Annotated in this window: 24 protein-coding genes and 1 tRNA gene; 23 read left to right on the top strand and 2 right to left on the bottom strand. The window is 43.9% G+C overall.

The window, feature by feature from the left end; all coding sequences use genetic code 11:
• Positions 1–128 precede the first annotated feature (128 nt).
• From mnmG to MKY23_RS28515, 7 genes are all read left to right on the top strand, one after another.
• A complete protein-coding gene (mnmG, locus tag MKY23_RS28545) occupies positions 129–2,018 on the top strand; it encodes a tRNA uridine-5-carboxymethylaminomethyl(34) synthesis enzyme MnmG (protein WP_090923598.1) in 1,890 nt (629 codons plus the stop codon).
• Entirely contained in the window at positions 2,018–2,740 is a 723-nt protein-coding gene (rsmG, locus tag MKY23_RS28540) for a 16S rRNA (guanine(527)-N(7))-methyltransferase RsmG (RefSeq protein ID WP_154960417.1), read from the top strand. Before mnmG ends, rsmG begins: the two co-directional genes overlap by 1 nt.
• A 734-nt stretch (positions 2,741–3,474) precedes the next feature.
• Positions 3,475–4,293 (top strand): nucleoid occlusion protein, encoded by an 819-nt coding sequence (gene noc, locus MKY23_RS28535; protein ID WP_090923596.1) that lies wholly within the window; start codon positions 3,475–3,477, stop codon positions 4,291–4,293.
• Between the two features lie 190 nt (positions 4,294–4,483).
• Positions 4,484–5,245, top strand: a complete 762-nt coding sequence (locus tag MKY23_RS28530) for an AAA family ATPase (RefSeq protein WP_090923627.1) — start codon at positions 4,484–4,486, stop codon at positions 5,243–5,245.
• Positions 5,238–6,086: a ParB/RepB/Spo0J family partition protein gene (locus MKY23_RS28525; protein WP_154960418.1), complete on the top strand. Its 849-nt coding sequence runs from the start codon at positions 5,238–5,240 to the stop codon at positions 6,084–6,086. The genes MKY23_RS28530 and MKY23_RS28525 overlap by 8 nt, the downstream gene beginning before the upstream one ends.
• A 140-nt stretch (positions 6,087–6,226) precedes the next feature.
• The gene (locus tag MKY23_RS28520) at positions 6,227–7,381 is read left to right on the top strand and encodes an aminotransferase class V-fold PLP-dependent enzyme (RefSeq protein WP_339834306.1); all 1,155 of its coding nucleotides are present in this window, start codon (positions 6,227–6,229) and stop codon (positions 7,379–7,381) included.
• Between the two features lie 145 nt (positions 7,382–7,526).
• Entirely contained in the window at positions 7,527–8,027 is a 501-nt protein-coding gene (locus MKY23_RS28515; protein WP_090923593.1) for a DUF4446 family protein, read from the top strand.
• Here MKY23_RS28515 and yyaC read toward each other — a convergent pair.
• Entirely contained in the window at positions 8,002–8,607 is a 606-nt protein-coding gene (yyaC, locus tag MKY23_RS28510; RefSeq protein WP_090923592.1) for a spore protease YyaC, read from the bottom strand. The genes MKY23_RS28515 and yyaC overlap by 26 nt on opposite strands.
• A 117-nt stretch (positions 8,608–8,724) precedes the next feature.
• Here yyaC and MKY23_RS28505 point away from each other — a divergent pair, with 117 nt between their 5' ends.
• The 4 genes from MKY23_RS28505 (at position 8,725) to MKY23_RS28490 (ending at position 10,394) form a co-directional block, all read left to right on the top strand.
• Entirely contained in the window at positions 8,725–8,988 is a 264-nt protein-coding gene (locus tag MKY23_RS28505) for a DUF3343 domain-containing protein (RefSeq protein WP_186809681.1), read from the top strand.
• Positions 8,989–9,006: 18 nt separating this feature from the next.
• Positions 9,007–9,948, top strand: a complete 942-nt coding sequence (locus tag MKY23_RS28500; protein ID WP_154960431.1) for a mechanosensitive ion channel family protein — start codon at positions 9,007–9,009, stop codon at positions 9,946–9,948.
• Positions 9,938–10,147, top strand: coding sequence for a DUF951 domain-containing protein (locus tag MKY23_RS28495; protein ID WP_090923590.1), 210 nt, complete (start codon positions 9,938–9,940; stop codon positions 10,145–10,147). Before MKY23_RS28500 ends, MKY23_RS28495 begins: the two co-directional genes overlap by 11 nt.
• 156 nt (positions 10,148–10,303) lie before the next feature.
• A tRNA-Ser gene (locus MKY23_RS28490) sits at positions 10,304–10,394 on the top strand.
• Between the two features lie 429 nt (positions 10,395–10,823).
• Here MKY23_RS28490 and MKY23_RS28485 read toward each other — a convergent pair.
• Positions 10,824–11,018 (bottom strand): YjzC family protein, encoded by a 195-nt coding sequence (locus tag MKY23_RS28485; protein ID WP_090923589.1) that lies wholly within the window; start codon positions 11,016–11,018, stop codon positions 10,824–10,826.
• Between the two features lie 215 nt (positions 11,019–11,233).
• On the opposite strand from MKY23_RS28485, the gene rpsF reads away from it, so the two are divergent.
• The 12 genes from rpsF to MKY23_RS28425 all read left to right on the top strand — a co-directional run bounded on the left by rpsF (position 11,234) and on the right by MKY23_RS28425 (position 25,116).
• Positions 11,234–11,527, top strand: coding sequence for a 30S ribosomal protein S6 (rpsF, locus tag MKY23_RS28480; RefSeq protein ID WP_024629534.1), 294 nt, complete (start codon positions 11,234–11,236; stop codon positions 11,525–11,527).
• Between the two features lie 51 nt (positions 11,528–11,578).
• On the top strand, positions 11,579–12,064 hold the full coding sequence (ssb, locus tag MKY23_RS28475; RefSeq protein WP_090923588.1) for a single-stranded DNA-binding protein: 486 nt from the start codon (positions 11,579–11,581) through the stop codon (positions 12,062–12,064).
• Positions 12,065–12,120: 56 nt separating this feature from the next.
• Positions 12,121–12,390: a 30S ribosomal protein S18 gene (gene rpsR / locus MKY23_RS28470; protein ID WP_090923587.1), complete on the top strand. Its 270-nt coding sequence runs from the start codon at positions 12,121–12,123 to the stop codon at positions 12,388–12,390.
• A gap of 226 nt (positions 12,391–12,616) precedes the next feature.
• Positions 12,617–13,243 (top strand): M15 family metallopeptidase, encoded by a 627-nt coding sequence (locus tag MKY23_RS28465; RefSeq protein WP_339834294.1) that lies wholly within the window; start codon positions 12,617–12,619, stop codon positions 13,241–13,243.
• A 735-nt stretch (positions 13,244–13,978) separates the two neighbouring features.
• A complete protein-coding gene (locus MKY23_RS28460) occupies positions 13,979–14,977 on the top strand; it encodes an ABC transporter ATP-binding protein (protein WP_090923585.1) in 999 nt (332 codons plus the stop codon).
• 4 nt (positions 14,978–14,981) lie between these two features.
• A complete protein-coding gene (locus MKY23_RS28455) occupies positions 14,982–15,914 on the top strand; it encodes an ATP-binding cassette domain-containing protein (protein WP_090923584.1) in 933 nt (310 codons plus the stop codon).
• A 7-nt stretch (positions 15,915–15,921) separates the two neighbouring features.
• The gene (opp4B, locus tag MKY23_RS28450; protein WP_154889655.1) at positions 15,922–16,884 is read left to right on the top strand and encodes an oligopeptide ABC transporter permease; all 963 of its coding nucleotides are present in this window, start codon (positions 15,922–15,924) and stop codon (positions 16,882–16,884) included.
• 28 nt (positions 16,885–16,912) lie between these two features.
• Positions 16,913–17,818, top strand: a complete 906-nt coding sequence (locus tag MKY23_RS28445) for an ABC transporter permease (protein ID WP_123067009.1) — start codon at positions 16,913–16,915, stop codon at positions 17,816–17,818.
• Between the two features lie 19 nt (positions 17,819–17,837).
• Positions 17,838–19,664, top strand: coding sequence for an oligopeptide ABC transporter substrate-binding protein (locus MKY23_RS28440; RefSeq protein WP_339834289.1), 1,827 nt, complete (start codon positions 17,838–17,840; stop codon positions 19,662–19,664).
• Between the two features lie 156 nt (positions 19,665–19,820).
• Positions 19,821–20,717, top strand: a complete 897-nt coding sequence (locus MKY23_RS28435) for a D-alanyl-D-alanine carboxypeptidase family protein (protein WP_154960421.1) — start codon at positions 19,821–19,823, stop codon at positions 20,715–20,717.
• Positions 20,718–20,831: 114 nt separating this feature from the next.
• Entirely contained in the window at positions 20,832–23,258 is a 2,427-nt protein-coding gene (locus MKY23_RS28430; protein WP_339834286.1) for an alpha/beta fold hydrolase, read from the top strand.
• Between the two features lie 265 nt (positions 23,259–23,523).
• Positions 23,524–25,116, top strand: coding sequence for an MFS transporter (locus tag MKY23_RS28425; RefSeq protein ID WP_090923578.1), 1,593 nt, complete (start codon positions 23,524–23,526; stop codon positions 25,114–25,116).
• Positions 25,117–25,145: the final 29 nt, after the last annotated feature.

Below are 25,145 nucleotides of genomic sequence, written 5' to 3'. Positions count from 1 at the left end.
CTTTCAATGAAATGGTTGTGTATGATGGGAAGGTACAATTTCTGCCCGTTGTCAAAGGATGGAATGATGTTGTTGCCAGGAAGTGTTGGTTTTCATATAGATAACAGCAAAATAAGGAGGTAATACACATGGCTTTTGATGGCGGCAGATATGATGTTATTGTCGTTGGAGCAGGACATGCCGGGGTAGAGTCAGCTCTTGCAGCGGCCCGAATGGGTTCAAAAACTCTGATGATTACGATCAACCTCGACATGGTGGCTTTCATGCCTTGTAACCCATCCATTGGTGGGCCGGCAAAAGGACACGTTGTACGGGAAATAGATGCACTGGGCGGGGAAATGGGCCGGAATATCGACAAAACCTTTATCCAGATGCGAATGCTCAATACGGGTAAAGGACCTGCCGTTCATGCGCTACGTGCGCAAGCGGATAAGTTCTCTTATCAGCATACAATGAAAGAAACGATGGAGAAAGAATCTAATCTAACCATGCGTCAGGGCATGGTAGATCGTCTAATCGTAGAGGATGGTCAGTGTGTAGGAGTTGTCACTCAAACAGGTACAGAATATCGTGCCAAAGCTGTAGTGCTGACAACAGGAACATACCTGCGTGGTAAAGTCATTATGGGCGAGCTGATGTATGAAAGCGGACCAAACAATCAGCAGCCATCTCTGAAATTGTCGGAGCATCTGCGTGAGCTGGGCTTCGAGCTTGTACGTTTCAAAACGGGTACACCACCGCGTGTGCATAAGGATACAATTGATTTTAGCAAAACTGAAATTCAGCCCGGCGATGATGAGCCGAAGTTCTTTTCCTATGAGACAACATCTTCTACGAATGAGCAGCTACCTTGTTGGTTGACGTATACATCTGTGGAAACACATCAGATTATTAATGATAATCTGCATCGTGCGCCGATGTTCTCGGGTGTGATTGAAGGAACAGGGCCGCGTTACTGTCCATCCATTGAGGATAAAATTGTACGTTTCAGCGATAAGCCAAAGCATCAAATTTTCCTGGAGCCCGAGGGTAAAAATACATCGGAGTATTACGTACAGGGTTTATCTACAAGTCTGCCAGAGGATGTACAACTGGCTGTTCTTCGTTCGATTCCGGGTATGGAAAAAGTCGAGATGATGCGTAACGGTTACGCAATTGAATACGATGCGATGGTTCCAACACAATTGTGGCCATCTCTGGAAACAAAACGTCTACCTGGATTGTTCACAGCGGGTCAGATCAATGGTACATCCGGATATGAGGAAGCGGCAGGACAAGGGGTCATGGCTGGTATCAATGCAGCACGTAAAGTGCAGGGCAAAGAGGCTATTGTGCTTGATCGTTCCCAAGGTTATATCGGTGTACTCATTGATGATCTTGTTACTAAAGGCACGAATGAGCCTTACCGTTTGTTGACCTCTCGTGCCGAGTATCGTTTGCTGCTCCGTCATGACAATGCAGATATGCGCCTTACCGAAATTGGTCATGACATTGGACTGATTACCGAGGATCGGTATGCATCTTTCCTGGATAAAAAGGCGAAAGTCGAGCAGGAGATTGCACGTTTGAAAGATGCAAAGGTACGTCCTGTTGAAGTTAATGCCAAACTTGAAGAGATTGGTTCTACACCGATTCAGGATGGAAGCACATTGCTGAACCTGATGCGTCGTCCGGAGATTGGATATGACTGGATTGAGCAAGTATCTCCTTCCGAGGTGGAATTGACTGCTGATATGAAGGAACAAGTCGAAATTCAAATTAAATATGCGGGTTATATTGAGAAGCAATTGATCCACGTGGAACGTTTGCTGAAAATGGAGAAAAAGAAAATTCCAGACACGATCGTATATGATGAGATTCATGGTCTTGCGATGGAAGCCAAGCAGAAGCTGGCGAAAATTCGCCCAATCTCCATTGGTCAGGCGTCTCGTATTGCGGGTGTAACGCCTGCTGATATCTCTATCTTGCTTGTCTATCTTGAGCATTATAACCGCGTTACCGCAGCAAGGGGACAATAATGGACGATATTCAACAGCAGTTGCAACAACGCTTGAAGGAGCATGGCTTGGAAGTGGGAGAACTCCAGCTGGAACAGTTCGAATTGTATTATAAAGAACTTGTCTCCTGGAATGAAAAAATGAATCTTACCGGCATCACGGATCGTGAGCAGGTATATACCAAACATTTTTATGATTCGGTATCGTTAGCGTTTTATACGGATATGAACAAAGTAAACAAACTGGCTGACATCGGGTCAGGAGCAGGATTCCCGGGAATCCCGCTTAAGATTTGTTTTCCACATATTCAGCTTACAATCATCGACTCATTGAATAAACGGATTGGTTTCTTACAGTATGTAGTGGATACACTTGGTCTGGAGCAGGTCGAATTAATCCATGGTCGTGCTGAGGAGCTAGGCCGCAAAGAAGGATATCGAGACAGCTATGATCTGGTTACTGCACGGGCGGTAGCCAAGCTCGCGGTACTGAATGAATTCTGCCTTCCCTTTGTACGTAAAAGTGGTATGTTCGCTGCAATGAAGGGCGGAGACCCGCGGGATGAAATGAAGGAAGCAGAGTTCAGCTTTAATCAGCTGAAAGGACGGGTGAAGGCTGTTCATCCATTCCAGCTGCCGGTGGAGGAATCAGAACGTCATATTATTTTGATTCAGAAGTTTGACAAGACACCACATAAGTATCCACGTAAACCGGGGACACCACTTAAAACTCCACTCGTGTAGTATTGTGACATAGGGACAAAAACAAAATAACATGTTGAATGACCAGATGGAAATAGAGGATGTTTCACGTGAAACATTCTCTATTTTTTTGTGTTTTCTAAATTAGAATCGAGTTAAAAAAAATTTATACCGTGGGATGGGATTCTCATATACAAAATTAGGACAAGAAATAATTTTAGTTCATCAGGATCTATATTAGTTGAACTATTTTTATTTACACAGAAACGGAGAGGAAAGAAAAAACCTGAAAAAGCGAAGCGGTCGGCTAAAAGCTTTCTGCAAGAAAGCTACATCGGAAGCATAAGCTTATCATCGGATTTTTCCCTTTAGAAAAGGGAATCAAAAAAATCCGGGGATAACAGCGATGGGAAGGTTATTCTGTCGTCGGAGTGCTCCGTGTAAACATCTTTAGTTCAACTTATATAGGGAGTCTTTCATTTTATTTTCCTAATAAACAGAATAAAAAAAGCAGGAAAATTTGATTCTTTTAAAGAATAGGTAAACATAGGATTATGGTGAAAAAGATGATAGAATAGAAGTATCAGTTCCTGCGTAAACAGTGATCTTAGATTAGTTCATATCAATAGATGGTTAAGCATTTGTTGCTGTTTCGCAGCAGGGCAATACGAGTGGCATAACTTATTTCAGGAACGATGAGTATGAAGTCTCGCTTATGGAATAAGAAGCACCTGCTAATGTGGGAGCTATTACGAAACTAGGTGGTAATCTACGGAATGAAAGAACAATTTTCGAAGTTGTTTGGTTTGGCGGAGCGCAATAACGGAGACGAGATTAAACAGGTTCCGGTTAACGAAATTGTGAGTAGCCCATATCAACCCCGTACTATTTTTGATGATGATAAAATTGATGAGTTACTGCAAACGATCAGAACACATGGTGTTATTCAACCTATTGTTGTTCGGGTCCGTAATGGATCATATGAGATTATCGCTGGGGAACGCCGCTGGCGTGCTGTTCGCAAACTAGGTCTTGAGCACATCCCGGCCATTGTGCGTGAATTCAACGACTCTCAAGCCGCATCCATTGCGTTAATTGAGAACTTGCAGCGTGAAGGTTTAACCTCGATTGAGGAAGCGGTTGCCTACCAAAAGTTGATAGATTTGCATCAGTTGACACAGGAGAGCCTTGCTCAACGACTTGGTAAAAGTCAATCTACCATTGCTAACAAGATTAGGTTGTTGAATCTTCCAGAAGGTGTGAAAACAGCCTTGATGGAGCGCAAAATATCTGAACGTCACGCAAGAGCCTTGTTGTCGCTGGATACGGAAGAACTGCAATTGAAATTGCTGGGCGAGATTATCGACAAGGAATTGAATGTCAAGCAGACAGAGGTACGTGTTGCTTTTTATAAGGAAGCTTCCAAGATTAAAAAGTCCAAACGAATATCTTTTACTAAGGATGTAAGACTGGCACTTAACACGATTCGCCAATCCATCGATATGGTAACAGGCTCAGGTATGGATATCAAAACAAAAGAAGCGGATCATGAGGATCACTACGAGATTGTTATTCATATTCCAAAACGCAAATAATTGAAGCTTAAGGCGGCAATGGCCGCTTTTTCTGTCTATATAGTCCGTTTTTCATGCGACGTGAAGGGAACAAATCGTTCTGTTAAGGAAACGGTAGTTGTTGTTCTTGTGGACGGTGGCCGCCTGCTTATTGTTAACTGTAACTCACAACCTACAAGAAAAGACTCCTATTTTATTTGAGGTGAAGGTATTGTCTAAGATTATGGCCGTAGCAAATCAAAAGGGCGGTGTGGGGAAAACAACGACATCGGTTAACTTGGGTGCAGGACTTGCTTCACTCGGGAAGAAGGTACTGCTTGTTGACATTGACCCCCAAGGAAATACAACGAGCGGAGTCGGAATTAATAAAGCAGATGTGGCGAATTGTATATATGATGTCCTAATTAATGATGTGCCTCCTCAGGAAGCGATCGCGGAGACACAAATTGAGGGACTTCATATCATACCTGCAACAATTCAACTTGCCGGAGCCGAGATCGAATTGGTATCCACCATATCGCGAGAAGTTCGTCTGAAAAAGGCACTCGCACAAGTTAGAAATAATTATGATTATATTCTTATTGATTGTCCGCCATCGCTCGGAATGTTGACGATCAACTCGCTAACAGCCTCCGATTCCGTGATTATTCCGATTCAGTGTGAGTATTATGCATTGGAAGGGTTAAGCCAATTGCTGAATACGGTTCGGCTGGTGCAAAAACATTTAAATACCTCTCTTCAGATTGAAGGCGTGTTACTAACGATGTTTGATGCTCGGACGAATCTGGGCATTCAAGTTATAGAAGAAGTGAAGAAGTATTTTCAGCAAAAGGTATATCAAACGATTATTCCGCGTAATGTACGGCTGAGTGAGGCACCATCTCACGGGCAATCCATTATAACGTATGATCCCCGTTCCCGAGGAGCGGAAGTGTATTTAGAGCTCGCAAAGGAAGTGATTTCTTATGAGTAAGCGGCTTGGAAAAGGACTAGATGCCCTCATTCCTTCGCTTTCAATTAATGACGATGATAAAGTCGTAGAAATCCCGATTAGTCAACTGCGGGCTAACCCTTATCAGCCGCGTAAAGCATTTGATGAGGAAGCAATACATGAACTGGCGGAATCGATCCGGCAGCACGGCGTGATCCAACCCATTATCGTTCGTCCTGTACTCAGAGGATTTGAGATTATTGCAGGCGAGCGCAGGTTTAGGGCATCACAGTATTGTGGTAATGCTACCATTCCAGCTGTTGTTCGTACGTTTAATGATCAGCAGGTTATGGAAATAGCCCTGATTGAGAACCTGCAACGGGAGAATCTGAATGCAATGGAACTAGCAGTAGCTTACCAGGGATTAATGGATCAATTCTCTTTGACCCAAGAAGAGTTGTCCGTAAAGGTCGGTAAATCACGCTCTCACATCGCTAACTTTTTACGGTTGCTGGCTTTGCCAGAGGAAGTAAAGGATCATGTTTCACGTGGAACATTGTCGATGGGACATGCACGTGCCATTGTTGGTGTGAAGGATGAGAACCTGGTCAAACAGCTGGCTAAACAGTCCATTGATCAGCAGTGGAGTGTTCGTGAGCTGGAAGAGGCAGTGCAACAACTTGATCGTTCCAAATCAGGTGAAGCGAAGGCTAAGGCCAAGCTAAAGAAGAAAGATCCGTTCATTGACACCTTGGAAGAGTCACTTCGGGAACGATTTAAAACGACAGTGAAAATTAAACACGGTCAGAAAGATAAAGGTAAAATAGAGCTCAACTACTATAGCAAACAAGATCTCGAACGATTATTAGAACTGTTGCAATAACAACTCGGGTGCATCATTAACAACATGCAGAGCTACTCATGTCATGACATATCGACTCTGTGTTCTGGAGAAACGATATGTCATTCTTTGTTTGTAAACAAATCCTGTAATTAATTCTTATGAGCTGAGGTGGTAGGAGGATGGAGAACACAATCTATCTGGATCATGCAGCAACATCCTGGCCTAAACCACCTGCTGTTGGTGAGGCAATGATGAATGCCCTCGAATTTGCAGGGGCTAACCCAGGCAGGGGGAGTCATCGTATGGCTGTGCAGGCGAGCAGGGTTTTGTTTGAAACGAGAAAAGGCTTAGCGACTCTGTTTGGTATTAAAAACCCTAATGATATTGCATTTGGTTCAAACACAACAGAAGCTCTTAATCTTGCAATTCAGGGTGTGCTTCAAGAGGGTGATCATGTTATAGCCACCATGGCGGAACATAATTCAGTTCGGCGCCCCCTGGAGTTCCTTCGCAGACAGGGTAAGATTGAGGTTGATTATGTACCCGTCACAGCTTATGGAGCCATAGACTTAAAACAGATGGAGCGGATGTTTCGGAAAAACACCCGTTTGGTCGTATGTACGCACAGTTCTAATCTTCTAGGGAGCATTTTGCCAATTGGAGAAATCTCAGAACTATGCCGTCAACATCACGCTCTTTTACTGGTGGATGCAGCTCAGAGTGTTGGGATAATGCCAGTGGATGTAGGAAAACTAGGCATTGATATGCTCGCTTTTCCAGGACATAAGGGATTGCTAGGACCCCAAGGTACAGGCGGCTTATACATCGCTCCTGAGCTTGATGTGCAACCTCTCCTTCATGGAGGTACAGGTAGTCAATCCGAGGCAGTAGAACAGCCTAAAGTGCGTCCAGATCGATATGAAGCAGGGACTCCTAATACGGTGGGGATTGCTGGGTTAGGAGCGGGGGTGAAGCATGTACTTGCCATGACACCTGCTTCCATCTATCAGCATGAGTGGGAGTTAACGCAACTTATAATGAATGGGCTTTCTTCGATCAAAGGTATTCAACTGTTGGGCCCGGACATTGGACAACCTCGTTCAGGATTAGTATCCTTTATAATTGAGGGATATGATTCAGCTCAGCTTGCATTCCGGCTGGATCGGAATTATGGTATTGCGGTTCGTTCAGGATTTCACTGTACTCCACTTGCGCATGAGTCAGCAGGTACAACAGCTACCGGGGCTGTCAGAGCAAGCGTTGGATACAACTCTTCCCATGAAGAGGTCGATGAACTCATTCGGGCCATTACTGAGCTGACAGCAGTGAAATAGGGAGTAACAAAATTGTTCAACGTTCTGTTGTCAAAATGGAAATATATGATTAATTCCTTGAATAACGGGTTGATTTATAATAAAAGCTAAGAACTACGGACAGACGTGAATCTGATCAAAAACATAGAGGGGTAGTTGCACTTACATGGCTGAATTAAATGAGCTGATTCTGGAACAGCTGTTATGGATTATTGGCGGATTGGCATTGCTTACGGTGATTTTGCTGATCGTGAGTATTGCTCAAGGGGCAAAGTTACGGAAGTTTAAACGTAAATACGAAGCCATGATGGCTGGCAGTGGTGTGGAGGATTTGGAGTCCCTACTAATTAATCTGAAGATTCAGATGGACAGCATTGAGGACGAACACAAACTGCAAACGAATCAGTTGCAAACAGCATTGCAGAAGCTGGCTCGTATTCAGGGCAAGGTCGGTGTGAAAAGATACAACGCTTATGGAGAGCGTGGTAGCGACCTGAGCTTTTCGATAGCCATGATTAATGAAAGTCAGGATGGTATGATCCTTACGGGATTATTCAATCGTGATGGTTCATATGTATATGCAAAACCTCTAAAAGGGGGAGAGTCAACGTATACACTTTCCCCAGAGGAGAAGGAAGCTATTACTCTGGCACAGCAAGCAGAGTAGAGCGAGTGTGCCATTCCCGAATGGCCGAGTACAGACTGCTTGCTATAATTTCAGACATCCGCATAACGAGACTAAGCCGTGTGTTCTGAAGCACAAAGTATTCCATAAAACCGCCGACGTTAACGATACCTGTCAGATGGATATCGCCGACCGGCGGTAATTCTTTATTTACGCCTGCGCCAGGCTTGAGCGGGCCGTTTACGACCTGGATACAACCGACACTAGAGGATTGGCCAAGACAGGCGTCAATACCAATCACATACGGATTTTGATGGGTGTTGTAGATTTTGTGGAGTGTGTCTTGCAGATTTACAGCATGAACCGGCTCATCCAATGTGCCATATAAATGGAACAGAGGGCTGTCCCATTTTGCCAGTGACGTACCCACTAGCGGTCCGAGACAGTCACCTGTGGAACGGTCTGTACCGATGCAGACAATCACTACATTTTGCAAGGAATGAGCTTTATAGAGATGGAACATTAAACGATGTACAATGGCAGAATGCACACCTGGATCAGTATGAGGAACTTTCAGGCTGGTCAGATCTTGTGATGAAAAGGAACGCGAAGTAGGATTCATAGGATCTATCCTTTCCCTTGGAATAGTAGTATCAGTATATGGAAAGGTAGAGTGTTTTATACTTCGGAAGGACAGGCTTTTTACCTGAGAGTGGTTGTAGCTTGAAAGGAGCAGGACATGGACGAATGGCTGAACGATTGGATGTTGATTGCGTTTGATTCTACGCAGCAGGCACTGCGAGCAGAGATGCTACTAGAGTTTGCTGAGATCGAGATTGACTTGTTTCCGACACCTAAGGAGATTACAGCGGGCTGTGCACTGTGTATTCAGTTTCCAAAAGAGGATCTGATGCGAGTACAGAAAATTATTCGTGATGAGTTTGTTGAGATTCGCGGCCTCTATTTCAAAACCGAAGACAGCTATGATAACATACCGATGTAGAGGAGGAATCAGACTTTGATGTCATTTTATTTTGCGCAAGCTGGTAATAATGTCGGCATTTATGCATCAACTGTGGATGAAGCCATTCGTTGGACGGATCAGGTGTGGGCTAAAATTTCGGATACGGATATGTGGCTTAACATCATGTTCAGTTCGATTCGCATCCTCATTATTTTTATTATCAGTCGTATTGTCATTAAAGTGGTGTCCAGGGTTATTGATCGTTCGATGGCACGGAAGCAGGAAGGCAAAATTCGCGTCAACCCGCGCAGATTCGTAACGATTGGTGAGTTGTTGAAAAATGCGACCTCGATAACATGTAATTTCATTATGATTTTGTTACTGTTATCGGAGATCAATGTTCAAGTTGGGCCACTGTTAGCTAGTGCCGGTGTGCTCGGGCTTGCAATTGGTTTTGGTGCTCAGGGTTTAGTGAAGGATGTCATTACCGGATTCTTTATTATTTTAGAGGATCAGTTTGCTGTAGGAGATGTGATTCAGACAGGCACGTTCAAAGGAACTGTTGAAGTCATTGGCCTAAGAACAACCAAACTGGTAAGCTGGCAGGGAGAAGTACACATCATTCCGAATGGTACAATTGCAAGTGTGACTAACTATTCGATGTCTAATTCGCTTGCTGTAGTGGATATCCCGATGAAGGCTGATCTGACGCTGGATGAGTCCGTACATCTGGTGAAGCAATCGCTCGCAGGTATTGAGGAACGAGATCTGAATATTGTGAAGGTACCGGATGTGCTAGGTATTCAGTCGATGTCTACTTCTGATTATGTCATTCGTGTGGTAGCGGAATGTATGCCGAACTCCCGGTCTTCGGTCGAACGTCAAATTCAGGGAGATGTGAAGAAAATACTCGAGTACCATGAGAGAAGCAAATTGGCTGCATTAGAGCAGGCGGCTGCGATGGATAATGATGAGGGAGATGGTGCAGGTGGAGCGTAAAAGTTTCCAGCTTGGAGATATCGTACAGATGAAAAAGCAACATCCCTGTGGAAGCAATGAGATGGAGATCATTCGGATGGGGATGGATATTCGGATCAAGTGTGTTGGTTGCAAACATAGCGTACTGATTCCTCGGGCCAAGTTCGAGAAAAACATGAAAAAAGTGTTACGCTCGGTAGAAGAGGATGAGGAATCCTGAGGGTAGGGTGGAAGAGGAAAACATATATCCGGTATTTTAGATGCAAGATCTAGCCATATCGCGGTGATGAAACGTAATAGTGAAATAGCGTTTTCATGCAGACAGGGTATAGGTATTGCTTTCCGACTACAGGCGTGATATAATCAATTTTGCTGCGGAAAGGTACCCAAGAGGCCCAAGGGGGCTGACTCGAAATCAGCTAGGCGTGTCACAGCGTGCGTGGGTTCGAATCCCACCCTTTCCGCCACTTAAGTCATTTAGATTTTGCGAAAATGCAATGCTTACATAACTCCATGGACTGGAGTCATCATAAACAACTTGAAGGGACTAGCCTATTGGATAGTCTTTTTATTTTGTTTCTTATATTTTTTTGGAAAATTGTATAATGTGGCCCCGTATAAAAAAATAAAGAGCCCTGACGGGCTCTTTATCCGGCGGTACATGTTTAGTTAGATCACAATCGGTCGTAACGACAGAAACGCTGGCTGTACTGCTTGTAGCAATACCTGTGCTTCGGACTGAAGTCTTACACACCCACAAGCTTCTTATATTACGTGATGCATCTCCAACATCGAAAAATCGGCTTCGTTGTCCAACGGAACCACACCTCTCTCGTGTACCGCCTGATTGTATTATGTGCTAACTACCGTTTTATATACGTGGTACTGAAAAAAACTTAATGAACGCGAGCTTTAGTCAGCTTTTTCCACTTGCGATTGTGATTGCTCGTTTCCGGAAAGGCTTCACCCTTTTTTAGCGTGACTCGCTTGGGATCATTAATCTCCGTGTGAAAACTCTTCTCCCCGACTTCAGTGTATTCTCCGTCATTCGGCGCTTTGTCACCAGGTTCGAACTCGGTTCTTTCACCCATAATAAGTAGCCTCCTCCACAGAATGAGATCAGTGTTACTTCTGTAGTGTGTTCCATCTGATGTCTAAACATGATGGGGATTATGTACCAATATGTACAGGGAACGTTTGCTTGCATTTCGTTTGTGTATTTGTTATATTAATATAGTTCGAGTTTGTGCTCGTTCCTTGCTCTCAACCTGGATTGAGGGCCAGAGTCCATAAGGAGGTGAAAATTATGCGCAAATATGAAGTGATGTACATTATTCGTCCTGACGTTGAGCAAGAAGTTGTTCAAGCTACAGTCGATAAATTCCAAGGCATCATCTCCAACGGCGGTGGTGAGGTTACAGCTCACGACGTTATGGGTAAACGCCGTCTTGCGTATGAGATCAAGAAATTCCGTGATGGTGTTTATGTTCTGGTACACTTCACTGCTGAACCAGCAGTAGTTACTGAGCTTGAGCGTCTCATGAAAATTTCTGACGAAGTAATTCGTTATCTCATTACCAACGACGTTAAGTCTGCCTAAGACATTAACTCGTGATTATCGCACCAATACGCTCAGAAGGAGGGGATTACATTGTTGAACCGTGTCATTCTGATCGGCCGGTTAACCCGGGATCCTGAGTTACGTTACACTCCAGCAGGAGTAGCCGTGACACAATTTACTTTGGCCGTAGACAGACCGTTTACAAGCCAAGGAGGAGAGCGGGAAGCAGATTTTATTCCGGTCGTAACCTGGAGACAGCTTGCCGAGACTTGTGCAAACTATTTGCGTAAAGGTCGTCTGGCTGCAGTCGAAGGACGCATTCAAGTACGGAACTACGAGAATAACGAAGGAAAACGTGTATACGTGACCGAAGTCATTGCCGATAATGTTCGTTTCTTGGAGTCAGCTAACCGCGAAGGCGGTGGCGGCGGGGGTCAACCTATGCGTGAAGAGCCTTCTTATGGAGGCGGCGGCGGACGTGCAAGCAACAATAATGCTGCGCGTAGCAACAATCAGGATCCTTTTTCCGATGACGGAAAACCGATTGATATATCGGATGATGATTTGCCATTTTAACGTGAGCCGTTACTCGTACGAGATATCGGTTACATGATAGGAAAGGACTGAAAAGCATGGGCTTCAAGCAAAGAGAAGGCGGAGACGATAAAAGACCGGCACGTCGTGGTGGTCGCAACAAACGTCGTAAAGTGTGCTTCTTCACAGCGAACAAAATTACTCACATCGATTATAAAGATACGGACTTGCTTCGTAAATTTATCAGCGAACGTGGAAAAATTTTGCCACGCCGTGTAACAGGTACTAGCGCTAAATATCAACGCATGCTGACGATTGCAATTAAACGCTCCCGTCAAATCGCATTGTTGCCATACACAACTGAGTAGTCTTACTCAGTTTGCATACAAGAGCAGCCGGCTATAAGCCGGCTGCTCTTTTTGTATTCTTAAATACTATAAATCTAAGGATAAGAATAAGGATACCATATGAAAATTCAAGAAAATGAAAACGTATAATCATGTAATTTTTGCAGAAGAAGCTTTCACAGCTGAGATGAATTATAATAGAAGTTAGTTTACCTGAAATGAAGCCTTTAAAAAGAATTAAAGCTTGATGAGTAAAAAAAGTGTAGGAGAGTATATGAATTCATCACTACGTAAGCTAAGACAGCGAAGGAAGAAAAGCCTGAGAAACTGGATCATCGCAACGATTATTCTATCCATTGTTTTTGTATGGTTGCAACAAAAAGGGGACTTGGGAGAGATATGGCAAGATGAAATAATTCCCGAGCCTTTGCCAATTACCGGTTTGCATCCAGCTGTTGCCGAAAGTGAAGGTGTATTAGTCCGTATGGCTGCCAGGCGAGGTATAGAAGTTGTGATTACGCATGGATATCGGAGTGTGGAGGAACAAGATGCTCTCTTTGCACAGGGACGCTCATCTTCTGGGAATATTGTCACCAATGCAAGAGGCGGGGAGTCTTATCATAACTATGGACTAGCCATTGATTTTGCCTTAAGAACCCCTGATGGAGATATTGTCTGGGATATGGAACGAGATGATAATGGCAATGGCAAGGCAGATTGGATGGAGGTTGTCGATTTAGCTAAAGAGCTAGGTTTCACCTGGGGTGGAGACTGGACTAACTTTCCGGACTATCCACATCTACAGATGGACTTTGATTTGAGTATTCGCGATTTAAAACGTGGTAAAAGGCCACCATTGGCACCACAAAGGTAATAGTATATATGCGTAATTATGAATATTTATTAGTAAAGTCCTGCTTTTTGCAGGACTTTTTTCTTTCTTTTGTAAAATAAATGTTCAAAAGTAACAATTAACTCTTTACAGCAACAATTAAATAAAACTATACTATAATAACTAGATTTTTACGTTTATCTTACAAACCTTAAATAAATGTATATATATATAAGCTTCATATGACTTCTAAGCAGAGATTCTATGAAACGACAAAATCCCCCTAAATGTGACATGTAATTTACACTAACTAAGTTACTCCCAAATTATTTGCTATTAACTCTACACATTGTGTCATAGACATGTTATATATAAACACAAAAAAACTTTGTACACAAGCCTCATACTGTTGTAATTCCACCCGAGCACACTTAACTCTCACACTAAAATCCTGCTATAGATACCTTTTAGCCAAAACTATTACCCAAAACTGTAGCATAGAAAACATTTATTCCATAAATCCCAAAATAATGATTGACGTTAACTTAAATTACACGTATGATTACAGTAATTATTTGTATTTATAATTCCGCTAGGAATTATCAACATTAATTGACCAATGGTTTAAATTGAAGACTATAATCTTGATTCTGTTAACGATAAGGTATTTTGTATACACTTTTGTTCAATTTAAGGAACAACATGGAAATATACAGTGGATGCACTCTTCTACTTATGAATACAGTCTGATGAAATTACAGGGTTAGGGTGATTGATTTGAATAAAGAGCTATTGGAAGTCAGAGACTTAACGACATCATTCAGAATTGAAGATAACTATTATGCAGCAGTCGATCACGTTAATCTTAAGGTTAAGAAAAATGAAGTGTTGGCTATTGTAGGAGAATCAGGTTCAGGTAAGAGTGCATTTGCATTTTCTCTGATGGGATTGCATAACAAAGCCAAAATCGAAGGTCAGATTCTCTATAAAGGGAAAGATATCGCCAACATATCCCCTAATCAATTAAACAAACTGCGCGGAAGAGAAATGGCGATGATCTTTCAGGATCCACTATCCGCACTCAATCCTCTAATGATTATAGGTGAACAGATTGAAGAGATTCTCACTCTTCATCAACCGAAGCTGTCTTCCAGAGAGAAGCGGGATAAGGTTATTCACTTATTGAACCAGGTAGGGATTCCACGTCCCGAACAAATATATAAGCAATATCCCCACGAATTATCTGGCGGCATGAGGCAACGTATTGTTATCGCGATCGCAATTGCCAATAAGCCAGAACTGCTCATTGCCGATGAACCAACAACAGCACTTGACGTTACCATTCAGTTGCAAATTCTCGAGTTGATCCGAGAGCTGAAGAATGAGATTAACGCAGGCATTATCCTTATTACGCATGACCTTGGTGTAGTGGCCGAGATGGCTGATCGTGTAGCCGTCATGTATGCAGGAGAAATTGTTGAAATAGCGGATATTGTTACATTGATGACCAATGCAAAACATCCCTATACACGTTCATTATTAAACTCGATCCCTACGATTACTGAAGAAAAATCCAAATTACATGTCATTCAAGGCATCGTACCTTCTCTCAAAAATCTTCCAAGGCAGGGGTGCAGATTCAAGGCCCGAATTCCATGGATTAGCGACTCTGCTCATGAAGATAACCCGCAGATGCATGAAATTGCGCCAGGACACTTCGTAAGGTGTACCTGCTATCAGCACTTTCATTTCCCTGATCAAGCGGAGGAGGCATAACATAATGGCATTACTTGAAGTAGAAGGACTCAAAATACACTTTCCGATTCGCGGAGGATTACTAAAACGGGAGATTGGCAGTGTCAAAGCGGTTGACGATGTCAGCTTTTCCATTGAAGAAGGCCAGACTTACGGCCTTGTTGGGGAATCCGGTTCAGGCAAAACAACAACAGGCAGAGCTGTTATTGGTCTGAATCATGTGACAAGTGGAAAAATTTTATTCAATGGCAGGGATTTGACCAAAGAACGACGCAAAGATCGCCAGCTTCAGCGGGATGTACAGATGATTTTCCAGGATCCTTATTCGTCTCTTAACCCGAAGAAGCGCGTTATGGACATCATTGCTGAGCCTCTAAGAAACTATGAACGACTGACGGCAACGGAAGAGAAGAGGCAGGTCGGTAGCTTGTTAGAAAAGGTAGGGTTAAGTCCGGAGTCTATCTACAAGTATCCGCATGAATTCTCGGGGGGACAACGTCAACGGATCGGAATTGCTCGTGCCATTGCACTCAAGCCCAAACTGATTATCGCTGACGAACCTGTATCAGCACTGGATGTATCCGTACAAGCCCAGGTGCTCAACTTCATGCAGGAAATTCAGAAAGAACTGAATCTGACATATTTGTTTATCAGCCACGATCTGGGCATTATTCGTCATATGTGCGACCAGATTGGAATTATGTATAAAGGTCGATATGTGGAACAAGGGACAACAGATGATATTTTTGAAAATCCCCAACATATCTATACCAAACGTCTTATCGCAGCGATTCCGGATATGGACCCAACCAAACGTGAGGAAATGATAGCTTTCCGACAGCAGATCAAATCCGAGTATGAAAATTCATACCGCAACTTCTTCGATGAGGAAGGGCTTGCTTATTCGCTCCAATCCATTTCCGATACTCACCGGGTAGCTTTACCTCAGAAAGGTTGAAGGCCATATGTGGAAAACTATTGTACGCCGAATATTTATAATGATTCCTCAAATAATTTTGCTTAGTATTCTGGTCTTCCTGATGGCCAAAGCCATGCCAGGTGACGCGTTGACGGGACTGCTTGATCCGAGTATTGATCCCAAAGCGCTAGAAGAACAGCGTGAACGGCTAGGATTGAATAATCCATGGTATATACAGTATTGGGACTGGATCAGGCATGCAGCTATGGGTGATTTCGGACAATCGTTCCGTTTTAAAATGCCAGTAACAGATCTTATTGGTCAACGGATTGCCAATACATTCTGGCTTGCATTGGCAACACTGATTCTCACATATCTTATTGCTATTCCACTCGGTATCATCAGTGGTCGTTATAACGACACCTGGTCTGACCGTTTAATTACAGGATATACGTACCTGGGTTTTGCAGCACCACTCTTCATTTTCGCTCTGGTCATGGTCTGGATTTTCGGGTTCCGTTTTGGATGGTTCCCGACAGGGGGAAGTGTGGCACCAGGTCTTACACCAGGAACATTTGAATACGTCATAAGTAAGATTCACCATTTGCTACTACCAGCGTTATCAATGGCACTAATCTCCACTGTATCCACGGTACAATATTTACGCAGTGAGATTATTGATATCAAGCACAAAGAGTTCGTAATCACGGCGAGAGCCAAAGGTGCTTCGGAATCCCGAATCTACAACAGACATATTTTGCGAAACTCCCTGTTGCCGATTGCTGCATTTTTCGGGTATGAGATTACGGGGCTGATCGGCGGAACCATCTTTATTGAAAGTATATTCAGCTACCCGGGTATGGGACAGTTGTTCCTGAATTCCATCTCATTACGGGATTTCAGTGTAGTCACAGCACTCGTATTATTATATGGGATTGCTACGATTCTAGGCTCACTGCTGTCTGATATTATTCTGGGATTGGTCGATCCGCGTATTCGCATTAAGTAAGAACTTGAAGATTTCGGGGTGAAAACAGATGAGCAAGACCAATGATGTTATTGTAACTTCGCAGAAGGTTGATAAAAGCCCTTCCGGCTTAAGCATTGTGTGGCGAGAGTTGGTCAGGGACAAAGTAGCCCTCGTTTCGCTCATATTCCTGGGGCTTGTCATTCTTCTTGTATATGGAACCTCTATGATTCTGAATCAGGACGATATTGTTAAAGTTGACTTGTTTGCACTATATGAGCCACCTTCCGCACAATACTGGCTGGGAACAGACTATGGCGGACGAGATGTATTTGGTCAGCTTGTTATTGGGACAAGAAACTCTTTAACTATCGGTATTCTGGTAACCTTAATGACTGGATTTATTGGCATTCTGGTTGGTGTGCTCTCGGGATACTTTGGCGGAATGATTGATAATATGTTCATGCGTGTGGTGGACTTTTTCATGATCTTGCCATTCCTGATGATGGTTATCGCCTTTGTAACGGCTGTACCGAAATATAATATCGTTTCATTCTCGCTCATTATGACCGCCTTCCTATGGATGGGAATCGCCAGATTGATTCGATCCAAGGCGCTTCAGGAGGGTGAACTCGAGTATATTAAAGCATCCAAAACACTTGGATCTTCTCACTTTAAAATTATTGTATCGCAGCTTCTTCCTAACCTAAGTTCGATTATCATTGTAACGATGACATTGAACCTGGCAGCTAATATTGGTCTTGAATCCGGGTTGTCTTTCCTGGGATTTGGTTTCCCGGAAAGCACACCAAGTCTTGGAACACTCGTAAGTTATGCACGTAATCCGCAAACCTTGGAATACAGATGGTGGATTTGGCTACCTGCATCACTACTGATCCTGGTATTGATGTTGAGTATAAATAATGTCGGACAGGCCTTGAAACGTGCGACGGATGCAAGACAAAGAAGAGGTTAAAAAAAGGGAGGAAAGGTTCATGAAAAAGGGATTATTTTCACGAGGACTATTTTTCACGATGATGCTGGTCTTTGTATTGGCGCTTGCGGCGTGCTCCGAGAAAGAAGCAGCAACTCCTGCACCAGGAGCAAAAACAGAAGAAGGAAAAACAGAGGAGAAACCTGCGAAAGAAGAAGGGGTTTACTCTATTGAGGATTTCAGTAATGTCAAAAAGAATGAAGGTACAGCCATTGCAGGTGGGTCACTTACCTTTGGTCTCGTATCCGATACTGCTTTTGAAGGTACATTGAACTATAACTTCTATTCCGGTAATCCGGATGCGCAAGTTTTGCAATGGTTTGACGAAGGTTTGCTGACTTGGGATAAAGACTATGTTTACACCAATGATGGTGCAGCAACATACGAAACTTCCGAAGACGGCAAAACGTTTACGCTCACGATTCGTGACAATGTAAACTGGCATGATGGCAAGCCGGTGACGGCTGAAGATTTGCAATTCGCTTATGAAGTTATCGGTGGCAAAGGCTATGACGGCCCGCGTTATGATTCCAATTTCACAAGTGTTGTAGGTATGGATGAGTATCATGCTGGAAAAGCAAAAACAATCTCTGGTATTAAAGTGCTGAGTGACAAAAAAATCAGCATTACGTATAAAGAAGCAACGCCATCCCTGCTGACAGGCGGCGTGTGGACATATCCATTAGCGAAACATATTTTTGGTAGTATGGATATTGCGAAAATGTCTTCTTCCAAAGAAGTACGTGAGAAGCCAATCGGTTTTGGTCCATTTAAAGTAGAAACGATCACACCAGGTGAGTCTGTAACGTTTGTTAAAAACGATGACTACTGGCGTGGAGCTCCAAAACTGGACAAAGTAACATTGAAAGTAATCAACCCGACAACGGTTGTTCAAGAGCTGAAATCTGGCGGTGTAGATCTGGTAGACTCCTTCCCGACAGATCAGTATAAAGACAATGCGAACCTCTCCAACGTTGAATTCCTGGGTGCAATCGACCGTGCGTATACGTACATCGGTTTCAAACTGGGAACATGGGATGCTGAGAACAATAAAGTTAAATCTAATCCTGACGCAAAAATGGGTGATAAAAACCTGCGTAAAGCGATGTGGATGGCTGTAGATAATGACCAAGTAGGTAAACGTTTCTACAACGGTCTTCGCTGGAATGCAACAACACTGATTCCACCTTCTCACCCTGAATTCCATGATTCCAACAATCCAGGTGTGAAATATGATCCGGAAGCTGCAAAGAAATTGCTTGACGAAGCTGGCTATAAAATGGACGGAGAATTCCGTACGAAGCCAGATGGTTCACCACTTGAAATCAATTTTATTTCTATGACAGGTGGCGACACAGCTGAGCCACTTGCACGTTACTATGTTCAATCTTGGGCAGCAATCGGTCTGAAAGTAAACTTGGAAATGATCGAGTTTAACAACTTCTACGACCGTGTAGGTAACACAGGTAAAGATGATCCTAATGTCGATGTGTACCAAGCGGCTTGGGGTGTTGGTATCGACGTTGATCCATCAGGTCTGTATGGACGCGATGCACTCTATAACTTCCCTCGTTTCTCCAGTGAAGAGAACGACAAATTGCTGGCACGTGGTATCTCTGCTGAAGCATTTGACGTAGAGAAACGTAAAGAGATCTACAATGAATGGCAACAATACATGGTAGATGAAGTTCCAGTATTCCCAACGTTGTACCGTGCTGTGGTATCACCAGTTAACAAACGTGTAATGAACTATGCGATTGGTGATGGAACTGGCGTATACTTGAGCGATCTGGCTGTAAATGCAGATAAAGCGGTTGTTGCTCAGTAATTATTAATAAACATGGATTCCAACACTCTGGCATGGGGTGTATGGAGTCCATGTTTTTTTTGTAACCAAAAAATAAAAAAAATTTAATTTTTTCTCAAAAAAGTGCAGACAAAATGCCTCTTTGCTACGTCTATATAGGTAAGAGGTGATGAATCGATGAAAATATGGTGGAAACGCGCAGGAATGTTATTCACTTTACTAGTTATTATATATTTGGGAGTAAAACCGGACATGCTGGTTGGTAAGCCAGGCATTAAAGCCGAGTCGGCTGTTTTGATGGATATGAATTCGGAACAGGTGCTGATGGATTACAATGGCTCCGAAGAAATTGCTCCTGCAGGTATCAGCAAGCTAATGACCGAGCTACTTGTAATGGAGGCTGCAATGAGAGGAGATATTCGTTGGGATGATCCTGTTAATGTTAGTCGTTACGCCAGCTCTGTTGGCGGGAATCAGCTTGCACTCAAACAGGGGGATCGATTCACTGTTCAGGAGTTATTCCAAGTGGTGGCAGTATATTCTGCCAATGATGCTACCGTTGCTTTGGCGGAACATATCAGCGGTTCAGAACATCAATTTGTACAGCGGATGAATCAAAAGGCTGCTGAGATTGGTCTGTCAGGGGATACTCACTTCACCAACTCTACAGGTCTAAGCGAGACTATGCTTGGTCCTTATCGTCCACATAATATCCAGGGTCAAACGTTAATGACTGCGATGGATGCCTGCAAGCTTGCCCAATATTTGCTTAACCATCACCCCGAGATTCTTAAAGTTTCCAATCAAATGCAAGTCTCGTTGCACCAAAAGGGGATCTATATGAGCAATACAAACTGGATGTTATCTTCAATCGGGGGTCCATATGCTTATGAAGGTAATGATGGATTAAAGACTGGATATGACAAGGATACGGGGTATCATTTCGTTGGAACGGCTGAGCGAGATGGCAAACGGCTAATTTCGGTTGTATTTGGATCAGATACGAGGGAAGGGCGGTTCGTTGAGACGCGCAAGCTGTTGAATTACGGATTTTCGAACACAAAAGTAAACTAAACATACCACCCGTGTCAAGGAGAGTTGCCGCTGTTCCGAAATGGATAATCATAGTAAAATAGGATACGTATAGTTCCACATTATCCTGTAATTCACTTATAAGGGGGAAAACATTTGAACTCGATTAGCAAAAAAGTGTATGCACTCACGCTGTCCATGGCCATGTCGATTGCCTTGATTCAGCCTGCCGTACAGGCGGCCGAAGCAGTCAAACCTACGGCGGCTGTCTCGGAATCTATCGTTTCCAAGGCAACACAGACACTGCAACAACTGGGATACATAGATGGCACCACAGATGGAATGAAAGAAACGGCAACACCTATTACACGTGCTGAAGCTGCGATTATTCTGCAGCGTGTGCTTGAACTGGATGCTCCGGCAACCCTTACAGGTTTTGCAGACGTTCTGTCCGATCATGCAGCAGCACCAGCCATTTATGCGCTGAAACAAGGTGATCTCATTCAAGGTAATACCAAAGGGTATGCGCCAGATGCTCCGCTTACACGTGCCCAGATGGCTTCGTTGTTCACACGGGCTTTCGAATTGAAGGATAATGGTATACAGGTGATCTACAGTGATGCTGACCAAATCCCGGCTGTACATGCGAATGATGCTGTCCGAGTTAAACAACATTTCATTATCGAAGGTAATGCATTTCATGCAAAACAAGCAGTAACGCATGGGGAATTTGCTAGTGCACTATACCTTGCCCTAGGGCTTGATGTGAAGAAAGCAGGGGTCACACCGCTTGAGGACTTCTTCAAACAGCCTGCTCAGGCAGGTTTTCAAATGTCCCCTGATGGCAAACATCTGGCTTACATGGAGCCGTGGAACAATCGGATGAACATCGTGGTTACGGCAAATGGTCAAGATAAGCCTGTACGTATTACAAGTGAAACAGATCGCAGTATTGCTAGTTTTGCATGGGCAACGAATGACAAGCTGTTGTATGCAAAGGATGCGGCTGGAGATGAGAACTACCACCTGTATATTACAGATATCGATGGAAAAAATAGCAAAGATCTCACACCTTATCCAAATACAAGAGCTATGCTTGTCGATCCTTTGGAGAATATTCCAGATGAAATTTTGGTAAGCATGAACAAGCGTGATGCGAGAGTTTTTGACGTATACCGTATCAATATCAAGACAGGGGAGGCAGTTATTGCTGCCGAGAATCCGGGTAACATTACAGGCTGGATGACAGACCATGAAGGAAAAATTCGTGTAGCCATATCCAGTGATGGCAATGTATCTTCCTTATTGTATCGTGATGCGGAGAATCAGCCGTTCCAGCCACTGCTCACAACAGATCTGGGAGATACGTTTGTTCCTGTCATGTTCACAAGCGACAACAAAAACCTGTACGCAGTATCCAATCTGGAGCAAGACAAGATGGCTGTCGTGGAATATAGCCTGTCAACAAAGAAGGTAACCAGAACTCTTTTTGAAAACAAAGATGTGGATGTCAGCAATGTTATTCCTTCCAAAGAAAAAGGCAAGATCCTTGCAGCAGTCTATGAGACAGACAAGGTCAACTATGAGTATTTTGACAACGAGTTTAAGACACTCATGCAGGATATCAAAACCAAGGTGCCTGGCAAAGAGGTTGGTATTATAAGCACAAGTGATAATGGGCAGGCACTCTTTATATCATACAGTGACAAATCGATGGGCACATATTATTTCTATAATTCCAAAACAGGCAAGCTCGATAAGCTGGCGGATACGGCTCCATGGATTGATGAGACCAAAATGGCAGATATGAAACCAATTATGTTCAAGTCTCGGGATGGCCTGGACCTTCATGGATATCTGACACTGCCACAAGGTGCGACGGCATCGAATCTTCCTTTGGTTGTTCTTCCGCATGGTGGACCTTGGGCCCGGGATTCATGGGGATATATTCCGGATGTCCAGTTCTTGGCAAGCCGCAGATATGCAGTCCTGCAAGTGAACTTCCGTGGATCAACAGGTTATGGTAAGAAGTTTCTAGAGGCAGGCAATAAGCAGTGGGGTAAAGCCATGCAGGATGATCTCACCGACGGTGTGAACTGGCTGGTAAAAGAAGGTACAGTTGATCCGAAGCGAGTCGCAATTTATGGTGGATCATATGGGGGTTATGCGGCTCTCGCTGGCCTGGCCTTCACCCCGGACGTATACGCTGCTGGGGTTAGTTATGTAGGCCCATCTAACATCTTTACGCTGCTTAACTCGCTACCGCCATATTGGGAATCTGGGCGCAATTTGTTTTATGAGCGTGTCGGTGATCCGGTGAAGGACAAAGAGCTGCTTACCGCAATCTCACCGCTCTTCCATGTCGATCAGATGAAAGCACCACTATTTGTTGTTCAGGGTGCCAATGATCCGCGTGTCAAACAGGCCGAGTCCGATCAGATTGTCGAAGCACTGCGTAAACGTGGAGTAGACGTGCCATATATGTTGAAAATGAATGAAGGGCACGGCTTCGCCAATGTAGAGAATCAACTGGATCTCTATCGTGCGATAGAGAAATTCCTGAACCGTCATCTGATGCAGTAAAAAAATAAGATCTAAGGTTGTTCTCTGATTCCGCTAAGGGATCAGAGAACAACCTCTTTTTTTAAAATCGTGATACTGAAGAATACATCATTGAAATGGAGTGCAGGTGTTACATAAATTGGGTCTAATCGATATTCATCAATTGACATATAGACTCGCTTTATTTTAAAATGACCAGTGAGTCATTCTTATTCATTCAGGTTTATATAGATGGTATTAAGAGTTGTACGAGAGTGTACAGAATCAGATGAAGGAGGAATCCGGGATGCAAAAAGAAATGAAATGGCCATTGATTCTCTTTGCCGTGGGTGTATTTATGGCCGCACTGGATAACGGAATAATTACATCGTCGCTGACCACATTAAATGCCTCGTTTGGTGTTTCGCCAACATGGGGTGCTTGGACTATTACGCTATACACGCTTGGGCTTGCAATCAGTGTACCCATTGCGGGTAAGCTGTCAGATCGATTTGGACGCAAAAAACTGTTTCTCATTGAGGTTGCTTTATTCGGAATCGGATCGCTCCTTGTTGCGTTAAGCACTTCGTTTACCTTTTTCTTGATCGCCCGGGTCATTCAGGCGCTTGGTGGAGGCGGGATATTTATCATCGCAAGCTCTTATGTGCTTAGCAAGTTTCCTGCTCAGCGGCAGGGTACAGCTCTGGGGCTACTGGGAGGCATGAACGGCATTGCAGCTATTCTTGGCCCTAACATCGGCGCATTCATCCTTGATATTACAGGCAACTGGCACTGGTTGTTTCTCATCAACGTACCGATTGCAATCTTGCTTTTCATTGCCGGAATTCGTTATATCCAGGAAGAACAGGAGCTCAGCCGGGCAGCTGTCGATTGGAGCGGCATAGCGGTTTTAACATTAGGCGTATTGAGTCTGATGTACAGCTTCAGTAATCTGGACGGTGTGAACATGCTTCAAAGCCTGGCCTCTCCCATGTTTTATAGCTTCTTTCTAGTGGGTGTAGCTGTGCTGGTGATCTTTTATTTTATGGAAAAAAGGTTGGAAGGGTCCGACCGTGAACCGGTCGTTTCCACAAAACTGCTTGGCATTGCGTCCTTCCGCTGGACGTTGCTCATTGCCTTTTTCTCAGGAGCCATTCTGGCTTCTGTTATCTTCATTCCGGGTTTTGTAGAGCAATATCTAGGCGTATCCAGCACAGCTTCAGGCTACTGGTTTACACCGCTCGCACTGGCTTCAGGGATTGGAGCAGGAGGAGGAGGATACCTCGTTGACCGGAAAGGACCAATCTGGACATTGTCGGTAGCTGGCTTGCTCTCTGCGATTGGCTTCCTATTATTCCCGTTGTGGGTAGAGCATATCTGGCAGTTTGTTATTGCGAGTACCCTTGTCGGTATTGGTTTTGGCATGATGCTGGGTGCGCCAGTCAACGTTCTTGTAACCGAACAGGCAGGTGAGAACAATAAAGGTATTGCAGTAGCAACCAGCTCTTTGTTCCGTCAAATGGCGATGGCGATTGCACCGACGATCTTCGCCGGATTCCTGGCACGTTCTTTTTCTAACCTGGGCTCGAACATCCAGTCAGGTCTGGCGGATCGAGGAATCGAAGTACCACCGGCCGCGCTGGAGCAATATGCTTCTGGTGGAACATCAGGAAATGATGTCTCTAGTCTCATGGCGGGGTTGTCCAAGATTCCAGATGCCAATATACGGGAGACGTTGCTTCAGGCTGTACATCAAACGACAGGCCAGGGGTACAATGGACTGTTCTGGTCAGCAGTTATTTTTAGCGTGTTAACCTTGATCGTGGCTCTAGTAACGGGACGTCTTCGTCAAAAAGAGAAGCAGAAGCAGCAACCGGAGGGATCGTTGGGATCCACATAATATGTAGAGAGTAAAATGAGAAGATACGG

The sequence above is a fragment of the Paenibacillus sp. FSL R7-0272 genome, from assembly GCF_037969905.1.
In the GTDB taxonomy this organism is placed as follows: Bacteria; Bacillota; Bacilli; order Paenibacillales; family Paenibacillaceae; genus Paenibacillus; species Paenibacillus polysaccharolyticus.
This window is presented reverse-complemented; position numbering and strand designations above follow the sequence as displayed.